17 protein-coding genes are annotated in these 14635 nt (G+C 73.8%); 8 read left to right on the top strand and 9 right to left on the bottom strand.

Annotated elements, in window-relative coordinates:
• Positions 1-9 precede the first annotated feature (9 nt).
• Positions 10-837 carry a helix-turn-helix transcriptional regulator gene (locus K4S16_RS04840; RefSeq protein ID WP_149257530.1) on the top strand — a complete coding sequence of 276 codons (828 nt, stop codon included), beginning with the start codon at positions 10-12 and terminating at the stop codon, positions 835-837.
• Positions 834-1043: a DUF397 domain-containing protein gene (locus K4S16_RS04835; RefSeq protein WP_149257529.1), complete on the top strand. Its 210-nt coding sequence runs from the start codon at positions 834-836 to the stop codon at positions 1041-1043. The genes K4S16_RS04840 and K4S16_RS04835 overlap by 4 nt, the downstream gene beginning before the upstream one ends.
• 73 nt (positions 1044-1116) lie before the next feature.
• On the opposite strand, the gene K4S16_RS04830 is transcribed toward K4S16_RS04835, so the two are convergent.
• The gene (locus K4S16_RS04830; protein ID WP_149257528.1) at positions 1117-1950 is read right to left on the bottom strand and encodes a siderophore-interacting protein; all 834 of its coding nucleotides are present in this window, start codon (positions 1948-1950) and stop codon (positions 1117-1119) included.
• Between the two features lie 10 nt (positions 1951-1960).
• On the bottom strand, positions 1961-2989 hold the full coding sequence (locus K4S16_RS04825) for an ABC transporter substrate-binding protein (protein ID WP_149257527.1): 1029 nt from the start codon (positions 2987-2989) through the stop codon (positions 1961-1963).
• 133 nt (positions 2990-3122) lie between these two features.
• On the opposite strand from K4S16_RS04825, the gene K4S16_RS04820 reads away from it, so the two are divergent.
• The 5 genes from K4S16_RS04820 to K4S16_RS04800 all read left to right on the top strand — a co-directional run bounded on the left by K4S16_RS04820 (position 3123) and on the right by K4S16_RS04800 (position 8122).
• A complete protein-coding gene (locus K4S16_RS04820) occupies positions 3123-4178 on the top strand; it encodes an iron ABC transporter permease (RefSeq protein WP_149257526.1) in 1056 nt (351 codons plus the stop codon).
• Between the two features lie 140 nt (positions 4179-4318).
• On the top strand, positions 4319-5323 hold the full coding sequence (locus tag K4S16_RS04815) for an iron chelate uptake ABC transporter family permease subunit (RefSeq protein ID WP_235036573.1): 1005 nt from the start codon (positions 4319-4321) through the stop codon (positions 5321-5323).
• Entirely contained in the window at positions 5323-6132 is an 810-nt protein-coding gene (locus K4S16_RS04810) for an ABC transporter ATP-binding protein (RefSeq protein ID WP_149257524.1), read from the top strand. Before K4S16_RS04815 ends, K4S16_RS04810 begins: the two co-directional genes overlap by 1 nt.
• Positions 6133-6212: 80 nt before the next feature.
• Positions 6213-7685, top strand: a complete 1473-nt coding sequence (locus tag K4S16_RS04805; RefSeq protein ID WP_149257523.1) for an MFS transporter — start codon at positions 6213-6215, stop codon at positions 7683-7685.
• Positions 7682-8122: a MarR family winged helix-turn-helix transcriptional regulator gene (locus K4S16_RS04800; RefSeq protein ID WP_149257522.1), complete on the top strand. Its 441-nt coding sequence runs from the start codon at positions 7682-7684 to the stop codon at positions 8120-8122. Before K4S16_RS04805 ends, K4S16_RS04800 begins: the two co-directional genes overlap by 4 nt.
• 13 nt (positions 8123-8135) lie before the next feature.
• Here the strand turns inward: K4S16_RS04800 and K4S16_RS04795 are convergent, their stop codons facing one another.
• Genes K4S16_RS04795 through K4S16_RS04775 form a run of 5 tightly spaced genes read right to left on the bottom strand, consistent with a single transcriptional unit; the run spans position 8136 to position 13011 of the window.
• A complete protein-coding gene (locus K4S16_RS04795) occupies positions 8136-9416 on the bottom strand; it encodes an ABC transporter substrate-binding protein (RefSeq protein ID WP_149257521.1) in 1281 nt (426 codons plus the stop codon).
• Complete coding sequence (locus K4S16_RS04790) at positions 9413-10513, bottom strand: branched-chain amino acid ABC transporter permease (protein WP_235036572.1); 1101 nt, start codon at positions 10511-10513, stop codon at positions 9413-9415. The genes K4S16_RS04795 and K4S16_RS04790 overlap by 4 nt, the downstream gene beginning before the upstream one ends.
• Positions 10506-11396, bottom strand: a complete 891-nt coding sequence (locus K4S16_RS04785; protein ID WP_149257520.1) for a branched-chain amino acid ABC transporter permease — start codon at positions 11394-11396, stop codon at positions 10506-10508. The genes K4S16_RS04790 and K4S16_RS04785 overlap by 8 nt, the downstream gene beginning before the upstream one ends.
• Positions 11393-12214 carry an ABC transporter ATP-binding protein gene (locus tag K4S16_RS04780; RefSeq protein ID WP_149257519.1) on the bottom strand — a complete coding sequence of 274 codons (822 nt, stop codon included), beginning with the start codon at positions 12212-12214 and terminating at the stop codon, positions 11393-11395. Before K4S16_RS04780 ends, K4S16_RS04785 begins: the two co-directional genes overlap by 4 nt.
• Positions 12211-13011, bottom strand: a complete 801-nt coding sequence (locus K4S16_RS04775; protein ID WP_149257518.1) for an ABC transporter ATP-binding protein — start codon at positions 13009-13011, stop codon at positions 12211-12213. The genes K4S16_RS04780 and K4S16_RS04775 overlap by 4 nt, the downstream gene beginning before the upstream one ends.
• 184 nt (positions 13012-13195) lie before the next feature.
• Between K4S16_RS04775 and K4S16_RS04770 the strand changes: the two genes are divergently transcribed.
• Positions 13196-13942, top strand: a complete 747-nt coding sequence (locus tag K4S16_RS04770; RefSeq protein WP_149257517.1) for a neutral zinc metallopeptidase — start codon at positions 13196-13198, stop codon at positions 13940-13942.
• On the opposite strand, the gene K4S16_RS04765 is transcribed toward K4S16_RS04770, so the two are convergent.
• Together K4S16_RS04765 and K4S16_RS04760 are read right to left on the bottom strand one after the other, a co-directional pair.
• A complete protein-coding gene (locus tag K4S16_RS04765) occupies positions 13935-14225 on the bottom strand; it encodes an MTH1187 family thiamine-binding protein (protein ID WP_141577257.1) in 291 nt (96 codons plus the stop codon). The two genes, K4S16_RS04770 and K4S16_RS04765, sit on opposite strands and share 8 nt — an antisense overlap.
• A 16-nt stretch (positions 14226-14241) precedes the next feature.
• Positions 14242-14634, bottom strand: a complete 393-nt coding sequence (locus K4S16_RS04760) for a hypothetical protein (protein ID WP_149257516.1) — start codon at positions 14632-14634, stop codon at positions 14242-14244.
• Between the last annotated feature and the right edge of the window lies 1 nt (position 14635).

Below are 14635 nucleotides of genomic sequence, written 5' to 3'. Positions count from 1 at the left end.
GAGTCAACGATGCCCCGTCGTCCTCGTGATCTCGAAGTCCCGAAAACTCCCATCGAGTACTTCGGTGCTGAACTACGCGCCTGTCGCGAAGCGGCAGGTCTCGGGCGCCCGCAACTCGGTGCGAGACTCGGCTACTCGCCTCAATGGGTCGGCCAGATAGAGCGCGGAGACAATGCGCCCTCCGAGGATTTCGCGAAGGACTGCGACACGTTCTTCGAGACGAAAGGGGCATTTCTTCGCTTATGGGAGTGGATCCAGCGGCTCGGCCACCTGCAGATCCTCCCGCCCGGCTTCGCGGAGTTCCTCCAGCGCGAAGCGGTGGCGCGGGTGATTCACACCTTTGAGGCCATGGCCGTGACCGGTCTCTTCCAGACGCGGGAGTATGCGCACGAGCAACTGAAGGCCGGACGGAGCCCGGAGGAGGCGGAGGAACTGGTGGCGACGCGGCTGTCTCGCCAGGCGATCCTCGAAGGTGAAGACCCCTGCCATGTGGTCGTGGTATTCGACGAGTACGCGCTCAGGAGGCCGGTCGGAGGACCGGAGGTCATGCGCGGTCAGGTGCAGCACCTGATCGATCTGGCCGATCGGATGAACATCACGCTGCAGATCGTCCCGGGTGCCAAGGGGTCCTACCCCGGGGTCATGGGGGCGTTCATGATCCTCGGCTTTGGTGAGGAGCCGGATCTCGCCTACGTGGAGGGGCACGTGGGCGGCCAGTTGATCGAGAGAAGAGGTACGGTTCGGGCGTATGCGCTACGTTTCGATCTGATCAGGGGAGTGGCGCTGCCCACGGACGAGTCCCTGAAGCTCCTTCACGCGATCCTGGAGGACTTGTGAGCATCCGTAGCGTGTCGAAGATCCAGTGGCGGAAGAGCAGTCGTAGCGGTGACACCGGTGGCGCCTGCGTGGAAGTGGCGGGACTTGCCGCGAACGTCGGCGTGCGGGACTCCAAGGACCCCGACGGACCGAAGCTCGTCTTCGCCTCCGCCGAGTGGCTCGCGTTCGCGCGGCGAGTGAAGAGCGGCGCCCTGGACCTGGGCTGACCCGACCGTTCCCCCGGGGCATGCCGGTCCGCCGCCCGCCTCCAGAGATGGTGCTCCGCCCGGAGGCGGGGTGTCACTCCTCGGTGGCGGGGCTGCCGCCGGCGACGACCTCGGCGAGCAGGTCCTCCTCGGTGGAGCCGCGCCGCCAGTAGCCGGTGAAGACGACGGCGCGGCGGTCCAGCCCGCGCTCGGCCACCAGGTGCCGCCGCAGCGCCTTGACCACGGCGGACTCGCCCGCGATCCACGCGTAGGCGCCGTCCGGGACCTCCGCCGCGCGCACGGCGTCCAGCAGCCCGCCGGGGGAGACCCAGGTGACCTGCGCGTCGGCCGCGGTCGGCAGGTCCTGCCGGTCGCCGGGATGCGGGACGTCGATCCAGACCCGCGCGGACGTCCCGGCGGGCAGCCAGGCGAGGTTCCCGGCGATGGCGGGCAGCGCGGTGAGGTCGCCCGCCATCACCACCGGGGCGCCGGGCGGCGGCCGGAAGTCGCAGCCGCCGTTGTCGGGACCCGTCGGGCCGAGGACGGTGACGCGGTCGCCCGCGCTCGCCGCCGCCGCCCAGCGGGCCGCCGGGCCGGACGCGCCGTCCATGTGCAGCGCGAAGTCGACGTCCAGCTCGCCGGGGCGCTTGCCGCGGACGGTGTAGGACCGCATGATGCCGCGCACGGCCGGGTCCAGCGCCCGCCAGTCGGCGAACCACGTGTCGGCGCCGCTCCCGCGCGGCATCACGGGGGCGTTCTGGTGCGGGTGCGGCAGGAACAGCTTGAACCGCTGGTCGCGCCCTCCGCTGACGAAGCCGTCCACGGCCTCCCCGCCGAAGGTGACGCGCACCATGGACGGGCCGAGCCGCTCGGCCCGCAGGACGTGCAGGTCGAAGAAGGCGTACGGGTGCGCCGGTGTCCTCGGCATCGTCCGCCTCTCAGCCCGTCTTCTTCGCCGACCGGATGGACGCGGCGAGCGCCTCGACGACCGGCGCGCAGCCCTCGTAGGAGAAGCGGGGCTCGGCCTGCCAGGCGATGACCTGGCCCGCCTTCACCGCGGGCAGGTCCTTCCAGGACGGCTTGGAGCCGAGGTCCTTCGGCTGGAGCGCCTGCGTGCGGGAGTCGAGCAAGATGACGTCGGCCTTGTACTTGTCGGCGTTCTCCCAGCTCAGCTCCTCGAAGTAGCCGTCCTTGCCCGGCTTCTCCGGGACGATCAGGTCGACGCCGAGTTCCTTGAAGTAGATGAGGTCGGTGTTCTTGGCCGGGCTGGAGGCGTAGAACAGGTCGGGGCTCGCGGAGGCCGCCAGCACCTTCAGCCCCGGCTTGGCCTCGGCTGCGGCGCGCAGGGACTCGGCCGCCTTGTCGAACCGCGCCTTGGCGGCGGTGACCTTCGCCGACTTCAGGTCGGCGCCGAGCGCCGCGGCGAGCGCGGCGGTCCGCTCGATCGGCTTCGGCAGCGCGACGGCGCCCGTGGAGATGCCGGCGGAGGCCGCCAGCGCGAAGATCTTCTCCTTGCTCTCGGCCGGGACGTAGAAGAGCTCGCCCGGCACGAACATGTTGTCGACGAGCAGGTCGGGGCGCAGCGCGGCGTACTTCTCGATGTTGAACTCGCCGTAGGCGTTGCCGATGACCTCCAGCCGGTCGACGGGCAGGTTCCCGGCCTGCGGGTCGGGCTTGCCGTCCGCGAGCTTCGTCGGGCCGTACACGCCGACGAGCTGCCGGTCCACGCCGAAGTCGTAGAGGGCGGCGGCGGCGCCGACGTACGCCACGACCCGCTGCGGGCGCGCCTTCAGCCGGATCCGCGTGCCGCGGTCGTCGGTGAACGCCCAGGCGCCGCCGCCCGGCGAGGCCGTTCCGCTCGCGTCGTCACCGCCTCCGCACGCGCTGATGAGGGCCCCGAGGGCGAGGGCGCCGCCCGCGCCGAGCAGGCCGCGGCGGGTGAGGCTCTGTGCCCCGATGTTCGACATTTCCGACGTTCTCCCAAATCAAGGTGCACGGCCGGATGGTCGGCCGATGGCGACTTAGGTTAACCTAACCTAAGATCTTGTCCAGAGTGGGGGCCGTCACGGTGGTCCCCGGCCCTCCCCCGGAGCCCGTCACGTGTCGTCGACGAAGTCGCCGCCGGTCGCGCCGCCCGCGCCCGCCCCGCGGCCGGCGCCCGCCCCGCCGCCGGGCGCGCGGTGGGCCGCCGGGCTCGCCGGCGCGCTGCTGCTCCTGCTCGCCGCCGTCGTGCTGAGCCTCGGGGTCGGCGCGAAGCCGCTGCCGCCCGGCCAGGTCTGGGACGGGCTGCTGCAAGCCGATTCGCCCGCGTACGCGCTCGTCCGCGAGATGCGCCTGCCGCGCACCCTGCTCGGGCTGCTCGCGGGGACGGCGCTCGGCCTCGCCGGCGCGGTCATGCAGTCGCTCACCCGCAACCCGCTCGCCGACCCCGGCATCCTCGGCATCAACGCGGGCGCCGCCGCCGCGGTCGTGTCGGCCATCTCCTTCCTCGGCGTCACCTCGTTCACCGGGTTCGTGTGGTTCGCGTTCGCCGGCGCGGGCGCCGTCGCGGTCCTGCTCTACGCGGTCGGCGGCGGGCGCGCCGCCACCCCGGCCCGGCTCGCCCTCGCCGGGTCGGCGCTGAACGCCGCGCTCTACTCCTACGTGAACGCGGTGCAGCTGCTCGACACGGCGTCCCTCGACCGGATGCGCTTCTGGACGGTCGGGTCGCTCGCCGCCGCGCAGGGCTACACCGTCGTCCGCGTCGCGCCGTTCGTCCTGGTCGGCTTGGCGGCGGCCCTGCTGCTCGCCCGCCCGCTGAACGCGATGGCGATGGGCGAGGACGCCGCCCGCGCGCTCGGCGCGGACCCCGTCCGCGTCCGGATCGCCGCGATCGTCACCGTCACGCTGCTGTGCGGCGCGGCGACGGCGGCGTGCGGGCCGATCGTCTTCGTCGGGCTGATGGTGCCGCACCTGGTCCGCGCGCTGACCGGCCCCGACCTGCGCCGGCTGATCCCGTACTGCGCGGTCCTCGCGCCCGCCCTGATGCTCGCGGCGGACGTCCTCGGCCGCGTGGTCGTGCGCCCCTCGGAGCTCCAGGTCGGGGTCGTGATGGTCGTCGCGGGCGGGCCGGTCTTCCTGTACTTCGTGCGGCGGCCCAGGAGGTCCCTCTCATGAGCGGAGCGAACCGGGGGGCGTGGGGGGTCGTCCCCCCACAGGAAACGCAGAGCGGAGCGAACCGGGGGGTGTGGGGGGTCGTCCCCCCACAAGGAGCTCGCAGCGGGGCGACCCGTTCCGTCGTTGTCCGGACATCGGGGGTGTCGTTCCGGTTCCGGCCGCGTGCCCTCGTCGTCGCCGGGGCCTGCCTCGCCGTGGCACTGGGGACGGGCGTGCTGCTCATCGGCAGCGGCGACTTCCCGATGAGCCCCGCCGACGTCGTGCGGACGCTCGCCGGGCGGGGGTCGCCCGCCGACTCGCTCATCGTGAACCGGATCCGGCTGCCGCGCGTGGCGGCCGGGCTGGCGGTTGGCGCGGCGCTCGGGCTCGCCGGGGCGGTCTTCCAGTCGCTGGTCCGCAACCCGCTCGGCAGCCCCGACATCCTCGGGTTCAGCCAGGGCGCCGCGACCGGCGTCCTCGCCGTGATCGTGCTGACCGGCGCCGGCAGCATCGCGGTCGCTGCGGGCGCGGCCGCCGGCGGCCTGCTCACCGGCCTGGTCGTCTACTTGGTGGCCGGGCGGCGCGGCGCGCACGGGCAGCGGCTCATCCTGGTCGGCATCGGCGTCGCCGCGATCCTGACCGGCGTCAACGGCTACCTGATCACCCAGGCGCAGATCACCGACGCGGCCCGCGCGGTGCTGTGGCTGACCGGCAGCCTGGACGGCCGCGACTGGGCGGACGCCGCGCCCGTCATCGCGGCGCTCGCGGTGCTCGGCCCGCTCGTGCTCGCCGGGTGCGGGCGGGCGCTGCGAATGCTGGAGATGGGCGACGACGCGGCGCATGGCCTCGGCGTCCCGATCGACCGGGTCCGGGTGCTGCTCCTGGCCGCGGCGGTACTGCTGACCGCGCTCGCCGCCGCGGCGGCCGGGCCGGTCTCGTTCGTCGCGCTGACCGCGCCGCAGCTCGCCCGCCGCCTCACCCGCACGGCCGGGCCGAACCTGCTCCCGGCCGCGTGCATGGGCGCCGCGCTGCTCGTGGCCGCCGACTTCGCGGCGCAGCGCGGATTCCCCGGCCGCCAGCTCCCGGTCGGCGTGGTGACCGGGCTGCTCGGCGGCGGGTACCTGGTCTGGCTCCTCATGACCCAACGCAGGACGGGACGGATGTGATGAAGGACGCGACCGCGCGGCTCGCCGGCGCCGGGCTCACCCTGGCCTACGACAAGCGCACCATCGCCGAGGACCTCGACGTGGCGGTCCCGGAGGGCTCGTTCACGGTGATCGTGGGCCCGAACGCGTGCGGGAAGTCGACGCTTCTGCGGGCACTCGCGCGGATCCTCAAGCCCGCGGCCGGGACCGTGGTGCTGGACGGCCGCCCCATCGCCGACTGGCCCGCCAAGAAGCTGGCGCGGACACTCGGGCTGCTGCCGCAGTCGTCCATCGCGCCGGAGGGCATCATGGTCGCCGACCTCGTCTCGCGCGGCCGGTATCCGCACCAGAGCCTGCTGCGGCAGTGGTCGAGGGAGGACGAGCGGGTCGTCGCCGAGTCGATGGCCGCGACCGGCGTCGGAGACCTCGCCGACCGGCACGTGGACGAGCTGTCGGGCGGGCAGCGCCAGCGCGTCTGGATCGCCATGGTCCTCGCCCAGCAGACGCCGCTGCTGCTGCTGGACGAGCCGACGACCTACCTGGACATCGCGCACCAGATCGAGGTCCTCGACCTGTGCGCGCGGCTGCACGAGGAGGGCCGGACGGTCGTCGCCGTCCTGCACGACCTCAACCACGCCGCCCGCTACGCCACGCACATGATCGCGATGCGGGACGGCCGGATCGCGGCCGAGGGCGACCCGTCGTCCGTCGTCACCGCCGAGCTGGTGGAACAGGTCTTCCGGCTGCCGTGCCGGGTGATCGACTGCCCGGAGACCGGGACCCCGCTGGTCGTCCCGGCCGCCCGCACCCGCGTCGCCGCGCCGAACTGAGGCGCCCCCCGCCGGACGGGCGGCGGCCGGAATCGTTGTAGCCTAATAATGGTTGTAGGGCTATAACGATTGGAGGCGGCGTGCCCGAACTCAGCCCCCGGCGCAGGCTGGCGGTCCTGGCCATCTGCTGCCTGAGCCTGCTCATCGTCAGCCTGGACAACACCATCCTCAACGTCGCGCTCCCGTCCCTGCAGCGCGACTTCGGCAGCTCCCTGTCGGGGCTCCAGTGGACGATCGACGCGTACCTGATCGTCCTGGCGTCCCTGCTGATCCTGTCCGGCTCGACCGCCGACCGGCTCGGGCGGCGCCGCGTGTTCCAGACGGGGCTCGCCCTGTTCTCCGTCGGGTCGGTGCTGTGCAGCCTCGCGCCGTCCCTCGGCCTGCTCGTCGCGGCCCGCGTCGTGCAGGCGGTCGGCGGATCCATGCTCAACCCGGTCGCGATGTCGATCATCACGAACGTGTTCACCGGGCCGCGCGAGCGGGCCCGCGCCATCGGCGTCTGGGGCGGGGTCGTCGGGCTCAGCATGGCGATGGGGCCGCTCGTCGGCGGGGTCCTGGTCGACTCGGTCGGCTGGCGGTCGATCTTCTGGCTGAACGTGCCGATCGGGCTGGCGGCGCTCGTGCTGACCGCGCTGTTCGTCCCCGAGTCGCGCGCCCCGCGCCCGCGCCGGCCCGATCCGCTCGGCCAGGCGTTCATGATCCTGCTGCTCGGGACCCTGACCTACGCGATCATCGAGGCGCCCGGCCGCGGCCTGGCCGACCCGGCCGTCTACGGCGCCGCGCTCGTGGCAGCCGCGTCCCTGGCCGGGTTCGTCGTGCACGCCCTGCGCGCCCCAGAGCCGCTGATCGACCTGCGCTTCTTCCGCAGCGTCCCGTTCTCCGGCGCGACCGTCATCGCGGTGAGCAGCTTCGCGGCGCTCGGCGGGTTCCTCTTCCTCAACACCCTCTACCTGCAGAACGTGCGCGGGCTGTCGGCGCTGCACGCGGGCCTGTTCCTGCTGCCGATGGCGGCGATGACCGCGCTGTCCGCCCCGCTGTCGGGACGGCTCGTGGGCAGCCGCGGCCCGCGGCTCCCGCTCCAGATCGCGGGGGCGGCGATGCTCGCCAGTACGCTGCTGTTCGCCGCGTTCGACGCCGAGACGCGCAACGCCACGCTGTTCACCGCGTACGTGCTGTTCGGGATCGGGTTCGGCATGGTGAACTCGCCGATCACGAACACCGCCGTGTCGGGGATGCCGCGCGCCCAGGCGGGCGTCGCCGCGGCCGTCGCCTCCACCAGCCGGCAGATCGGGCAGGCGCTCGGCGTCGCGGTCATCGGTGCCGTGCTCGCGGCCGGGACGACCGCCGCCGCGCACGCCGCCGCGCCGGCCTTCGTCTCCGCCGCCCGTCCGGCATACTGGGTCCTCGCCGGATGCGCCGCCGCCGTCCTGGCGCTGGGCACGGCCACCACCGGCCGGCGGGCCGCCCGCAGCGCCGCGCGCACCGCCGACCTGTTCGGCGCCGACGAGCCGGCGCCGGACGCACGCGATGTGACGGGAGCGAGTGCGCGATGACCGATCCCGCCGTCCAGCACGCCGACACCGCCGCGCGAGCCTGGCACAACCTGCGGGTCCTGCTGCACGAGCGCGGCGACCGGCGCCGCGAGGCGACCGAGGCCCTCGGCATGAGCTTCTTCAGGGTCAAGGCGCTGCGGTACATCGCCGCCGCGACCGCGCCGCTGACCCTGCGCGGCCTCGCCGAGCTGCTGCTCACCGATCCCCCCTACGTCACCCTGGTGGTGGACGACCTGGTCGGGCGGGGCCTCGTCGAGCGGACCGAGAACCCCGCCGACCGCCGCTCCAAGATCGTGACCGCGACGGCGGCGGGGCGGGCCGCGGCGGCGGAGGCCGAGCGGATCCTGGACACCCCGCCGCCGTCGCTCTACGACCTCCCGGCCGAGGACCTGGAGGTCCTCGACCGGGTCGCGGCGCGGCTCGTCTCCGAAGGCTGACCGGGCCGGGGCCTCAGGAGCCGGCGGGGACCTTGTAGGTCTCGGCGGCCTCCGACTCCATGGGCTGCCGCTCGACGACCAGGCCGCCGAGGGCCTTGGCGTCCGTCCGCAGGATGTAGGTCTTGCGGGTGCCCGGCTCGTCCACCTTCGAGAAGTCCATCGGCGTGCCGTAGCCGCCGTCGTGGGCGGTGGTGGAGCGGTGCGCGGTGACCAGGCCCTCGCGGGTGAGGTCCTTGGCGGCGCACGCCTTCTTCAGCGCGTCCGTGAAGATGACCGCGCCCGTGTAGCCGTTGACGACGGCGCTGTCGCGCGGCTGCCCCGGGTACTTCCTGCCGTAGTCGTCCGCCAGCTTCTTGATCGGCGCGAGGTCGGCGGAGATGGGCGCGCCGGCGCTGGCCAGGTAGAAGTCCTTGAGCAGCGCGGGCGCCGCCGCGGTCTGCAGGAGCTGCGGGGAGAACCCGGAGTTGCTCGCCACGATCGGCGCCGCCATGCCCTTGGCGCGGGCGAGGCCCGCCAGCGACGCCGACTGCTTCGGTCCGGCGCTCATCAGGATCGCCTTGACGCCCGCGCTCTTCAGCGCCGCGACCTGGGCCGACATGTCGTTGTCGGTCGCCTTGATCTTCTGCTCGACGAGCGTCAGGCCGAGCTCGCCCGCCGCGTACTTCGCGCCGGCGAGCGCGCTCTCGCCGTAGTCGCCCTCGAAGTACACGTGCCCGACCTTGTCGCCCTTCGCGAGGCCCTTCTCCCGGGTGAGGAAGTCCAGCGCGTTGATCATGTCGATGTCGTAGGTGGTGCCGGTCACCTGGATGTACCTGCTCCCGAGCAGCGTGGTCGACCAGGCGTTCGGGATGACGAACATCTTGTCCGCCGTGATGCGCCGCTTGAGCGCCGTCACCATCGGCGAGCCGACGAACTGGGCGATGCCGATGACGCTCGACTGCATCTCGCTGTACCCGGCGACGGCCTTCTGCACGTCGTAACCGTGGTCGCGGACGACCAGCTCGATCTTGCGGCCGCAGACGCCGCCCTGGGCGTTCAGCTGCTCGAAGTACAGCTGCTGCGCCTGCGTGAGGCTCTTGCCGAGCGGCGCGTACACGCCGGTCAGGTCGGTCTCGACGCCGACGCGGATCGTGTCGTCGGTGACGCCCGGCCCGGTCTTGACGCCGTCCTTGCCGGTACCGCCGGATCCGCCGGACGCCTTGCCGCTGCAGCCCGCCGCCATGCCCAGCGGCAGCGCCACGGCCAGCACGGCCGCGGCGAGCCGGACCGCGCGGGGCCTTCGGATGCGCTTCATATGGGTTGCTCCTCTTGCTCGAATCGGGTGAGGGGACGCGCGGCCCGGCGCCGGGACGCGGCGGCGCGCAGCCGCGTCCACGCCCCGGTCAGGCCGCCGGGAAGGAACAGCACGACGGCGACGACGGCGGCGCCGTACAGGATCCGGGCGGCCTCGGCGGGGGAGACGCCGCCCGAGCCCGGCGCGGCGACGAGCGGCAGGTCGTCGCCGAAGCGGGTGAGGAGCTGGGGCAGGACGGAGACGAACACCGCGCCCGCGACGGCACCGGCCGCGGTGCCGAGCCCGCCGATGACGATCATGGCGAGGTAGTCCAGGGACAGGAACACGCCGAAGTAGTCGGGGACGGTCCGCCGGAACGCCAGCGCGAGGAGCGCCCCGGCCGCGCCCGCGTACATCGACGACAGCACGAACACCCCGGCCCGGTAGCGCGCCACCGGGACGCCCATCACCGCCGCCGCGGTCTCGTGGTCGCGGATGGTGTTGAGGGCCCGTCCCGGCCGGCCGCGCAGGATGCCGCGCGCGATCCACACGGCCGGGACGAGCAGCGCGACGGCGAGGAACCACAGCCGCTCCAGCGCGCCGAGCGGCACGGCGAACACCACCAGCTCGGGCGCGTCGTCGAAGCGGAACCCGGCGATCTCCAGCGGCGGGACGTCCCGACCGTTGAACCCGCCGGTGACGCTCTCGGCGTTGAACAGCAGGTGCTGCCCGATGAAGATCAGCGCCAGGGACGCGATGCCGAGGTAGGTGCCGCGCAGCCGTCCGGCGATGGGGCTGAACAGCCCGCCCGCGACGCCCGCGAGCACGATCGCCCCGGCGAACGCCAGCGGCGTCGGCAGCCCGAGGCCCGCGAGGCGCGGCCCGGAGTCGGACGCGAGGTAGACGTACCCGTAGGCGCCGACCGCCAGGAAGAAGGCGTGCCCCATCGACAGCTGCCCGGTGGCGCCGGTCAGCAGGTTCAGGCCGATGGCGCCGATCGCCGCCGACATCGCGAACAGGCCCGTCTGCAGCCAGAACGCGTCCAGGTAGAACGGCAGGGCGAGCAGGACGAGGGTGCACGCGGCGGCCGCCGCGCACCGGATCCGGAGGTCAGACACGCGACAGCTCCCTCGTCCCGAACAGCCCGGCGGGGCGGACGAGCAGCACCGCGAGCATCACCAGGAACGGCGCCACGTCGCCGATGCCGCGCCCGAGGAACGCCAGGTCGCCCTGGTACCCCGTCACCAGCGACTCGGTGAGGCCGACGGCGAGGCCGCCGACGAGCGCGCCCGTCGTGGAGTCCAGGCCGCCGAGGATCGCGGCCGGGAACGCCTTCATCGCGGCGAACGAGGTCGCGCGGTCCAGGCCCGGGGTGGGGAAGACGGTCAGGAACAGCGCCGCCACCGCCGCGAGCGCCCCTGCGATCGCCCACGCGGCGAGCGAGACGCGGGTCAGCCGGACGCCCATGAGCGCGGCCGTCTCGCCGTCCTCGGCCGCCGCCCGCATCGCCACGCCCCACGGCGTGAAGCGGAACGCCAGCAGGAACGCGCCGATCAGGACGGCCGCGGTCACGAAGGCGGCGATGCGCGTCTGCGCGATGCCGACGCCCGCGACGTGGACGATCCGGTCGCCCCACGGGTCGCCCGGCGACAGGACCTGCGTGCCGATCTCCCGGGTCAGCGCCGTGGTCAGCACGATGTCGACGCCGATCGTGACGATCGCCAGCACCGAGTGGTCCTCGACCCGGGCGCGCCGCAGCACCAGCAGCTCCACCAGCGCCCCCGCCGCGGCCGCCGCGGCGACGCCCGCGCCGAGCGCCGGCAGGAAGCCGATGTCGTCGTGCAGCACGGCGGTCACGTAGCCGCCCGCCAGCAGCAGCGACGCGTGCGCGAAGTTGACCACCTCGGTGGCCTTGAAGATGATCACGAAGCCGAGGGCGATCAGCGCGTACACCGATCCCGCCGACACCCCGTTGACCACCAGCTCGATGAACGTGCTCAAGGATTTCCCTCCGAGTCGGGGGCGGCCGCGGGCTCGTGCGCGGCGCCGAGGTAGGCGCGGACCACCGCGGGGTCGCGCTGCACGGCCTCGGGCGCGCCGCCCGCGATGCGCCTGCCGAAGTCCAGGACGGTGACCTCGTCGGCCAGCCGCATGACCATCCCCATGTCGTGCTCGACGAGCAGGACCGAGAGGCCGAGGTCGGCGCGGGCGCGGAAGACGACCTCGGACATCCGCCGCCGCTCCGCGCCGTTCATCCCGGCCACCGGCTCGTCCAGGAGCAGCAGCCGGGGTTCCATCGCGAGCGCGCGGGCCAGCTCGACCCGCTTGCGCACGCCGTAGGACAGCAGCCCGACGGGCGCCGCCAGGTGCTCGCCGACGCCGACGAACCGGGCGATGTCGCGGACGCGGGCACGGTGCCGCGCGTCCTCCCGGCGCGCCCGGGGCAGCCGCAGGCCGGCCGAGGCGAACCCGGCCCGGGTGAGGCGGTGCCGCCCGAGCATCAGGTTGTCCTCGACGGACAGGTGCCGAGACAGCGCGATGTTCTGGAACGTCCGGGCGACGCCGAGGGCCGCGATCCGGTGCGGCGGCAGCGCGGTCAGCTCCGCCCCGCCGAACCGCACGCTGCCCTCACCCGCCCGGTAGACGCCGGACAGGACGTTGAAGCAGGTCGACTTGCCCGCGCCGTTCGGCCCGATGATCGCGTGGATGCTGCCGGGCGCGACGGTGAAGTCCACCCCGTCCAGCGCCGTCAGCCCCGCGAACCGCACCGTGAGCCCGCTGACGCGCAGCTCGCCCGCGTCTTCCCCGCCGCCGCTCATCCCGCGGACCACCGCTCCAGCGAGGGGCCGTCCTCGCGGCCGGGCGCGGCGGCGTCCTCGCCGCCCACGCCGAGGTAGCGGCGCCTGACCTCGTCGCTCGCCGCCAGCTCCGCCGACGGGCCGTGCAGCGTCACCGCGCCGACCTCCAGCACGTGCGCGGACGACGACAGCTCCAGCGCCAGCGCCGCGTTCTGCTCGATCAGCAGGATCGCGGTGCCCTGCAGGTTGATCTCCCGGACGGTCTCGGCGATGCGCTCGGCCATCAGCGGCGCGAGCCCGAGCGTCGGCTCGTCCAGCAGCAGGACGGCCGGGCACGCCATGAGCGCCCGCCCGATCGCGAGCATCTGCTGCTCGCCGCCCGACAGCAGTCCGGCGCGCTGGCGCGCCCGCTCGGCCAGCAGCGGGAACAGCGCGAGCACCCGCGCGCGGGCCTTCGCGGCGTCGGTCCGGCTCGGCGCGCCGAGCGCGCCCGCCCGCAGGTTCTCCTCGACGCTGAGCCGGCCGAACACCCGGCGGCCCTCCGGCACCTGCACCACCCCGGCCGCCACGACGGTGGCCGGGTGCAGCCCCACCAGGGACCGCCCGCCGAGCCGCACCGTACCCGCGTCCACCGCGCCGCGGTGGAACGGCAGCGTGCCCGAGATCGCGCGGAGCAGCGTCGTCTTGCCGGCCCCGTTCGCGCCGAGGACGGCCGTGACCGATCCCGCCGGGACGTCCAGCGAGACCTCGCGCAGGGCCCGCACCGCCCGCCCGTAGCTCACCGACAGACCACGGACCGCGAGGGTCCCGTTCGCCATGCGCCCCTCCAGAAGACTCGTGTGACCGGCACCCCAGCACGGGCCCCCGACCTGCGTCCACGGGCCGCGGGCAAGACGTGGCGGGCGTCCAATCGAACGTTGTTCGGGTTGTGCGGGGAGCACAGTGCGGCCCGAATCGGGCGGGCGTTCGACCTTCCGGGGGCCCGGGTGCGTATGACCCGTCATGAGGCAGACGGCACGGAACCGTTCGCGGCGGCCCGGCGCTCTCGCCGGCGCTCTCGCGCTGGCCGCCGCGCTCACGGGCGCCTGCGGGTTCGACCCCGCCCAGTCGGGCGCGGCCCGTCCCGCCGCGCAGGGCACCCGGGCCGCGTCCGGCGCGCCGGCCGGGGGGACTCCGCGCGGGTTCGACGAGCGCGAGTTCCAGGAGGACGTCGGAACCGCCGTGACGATCACCGACGACTTCTGGCGGCGGCACTGGGACCGCCTGTTCACCGGTGAGTACGACTCACCGCGCGTCGCCGGCCTCTACGACGGCCGCGACCCCGCCTCGGCGCCGGTGTGCGGCCGCGAGCGCCTCGAACCCGACAACGCGGCCTACTGCCCGGCCGGGGACTTCGTCGCCTGGGACGCCCACCTGATGCGGTCGGGCTACGCGCGCGGCGACGCGTGGGTCTACCTGGTGATCTCGCACGAGTGGGGCCACGCGATCCAGAACCGGCTCCGCCGCGGGCTGGTGTCGCCCGCGGCGGAACTCCAGGCCGACTGCCTCGCGGGCGCCGTCCTCTACGGCTCGTCCGACGACGGCACGCTGAAGTTCGAGGACGGCGACGAGCAGGAGCTGGTGGACGCCTTCAAGGTCATCGGCGACAAGGCGCCGTGGACCAAGCCCGGCGACCACGGCTCGGCGGTCCAGCGGCTGCGCAGCTTCTCGCGCGGCGGCGAGAACGGCGTGCGCGCCTGCTTCACCTGAGGCGGCGCTCCACCGACTCGACCTTGGCGTCGAGGGCGCCGGTCACGCCGGGCCGGATGTCGGCCTTGACGACGAGGCTCACCCGCGGCGCCCTGGCCGCGACCGCGTCGGTGGCGGCCTTCACCACGGCCATCACCTCGTCCCACTCGCCCTCGATCGTGGTGAACATGGCGTCGGTCCGGTTGGGCAGGCCGCTCGCCCGCACCACCCGGACCGCCTCGGCGACGAGTTCGCCGACCTCCTCGCCCGCACCGAGCGGGGTGACCGAGAACGCGACGAGCATCGCGCACCTCCCGAACCTAGGGCTGGACGACCTGCCTCACCACGATCTCATCCAGCCGCCGCTCGACGACCACCCCCACCGGCCAGTCGCGCACGAGGCAGCGCAGCAGCGCCGCCTCGTGCTCGGCGAAGGAGGGGTCGCAGCCCTGCTGCTCGAGGCTGGAGCGGATCGCCAGGACGTAGTCGGCGTCGGTGAAGCCGGGGACCTCGCGGACCATCGCGGTGGTCGTGGCGCGGTGGGAGTTGAGCCCGGCGAAGGAGCGGCCGCATCCGCAGCCGCCGTCGGGATCGTTCCGGTCGCGGGCGCACACCATGCCGATGTGGACGAGTTCGCCTTCGACGCACCAGTCGAAGTCGTTGTCGCGGAATCCCTGGCTGGAGTTGGTGGCGGTGAGAAGTTTCAAGGCCATG

This window comes from Actinomadura sp. K4S16 (genome assembly GCF_008327685.1).
Classification (GTDB): domain Bacteria; phylum Actinomycetota; class Actinomycetes; order Streptosporangiales; family Streptosporangiaceae; genus Spirillospora.
This window is presented reverse-complemented; position numbering and strand designations above follow the sequence as displayed.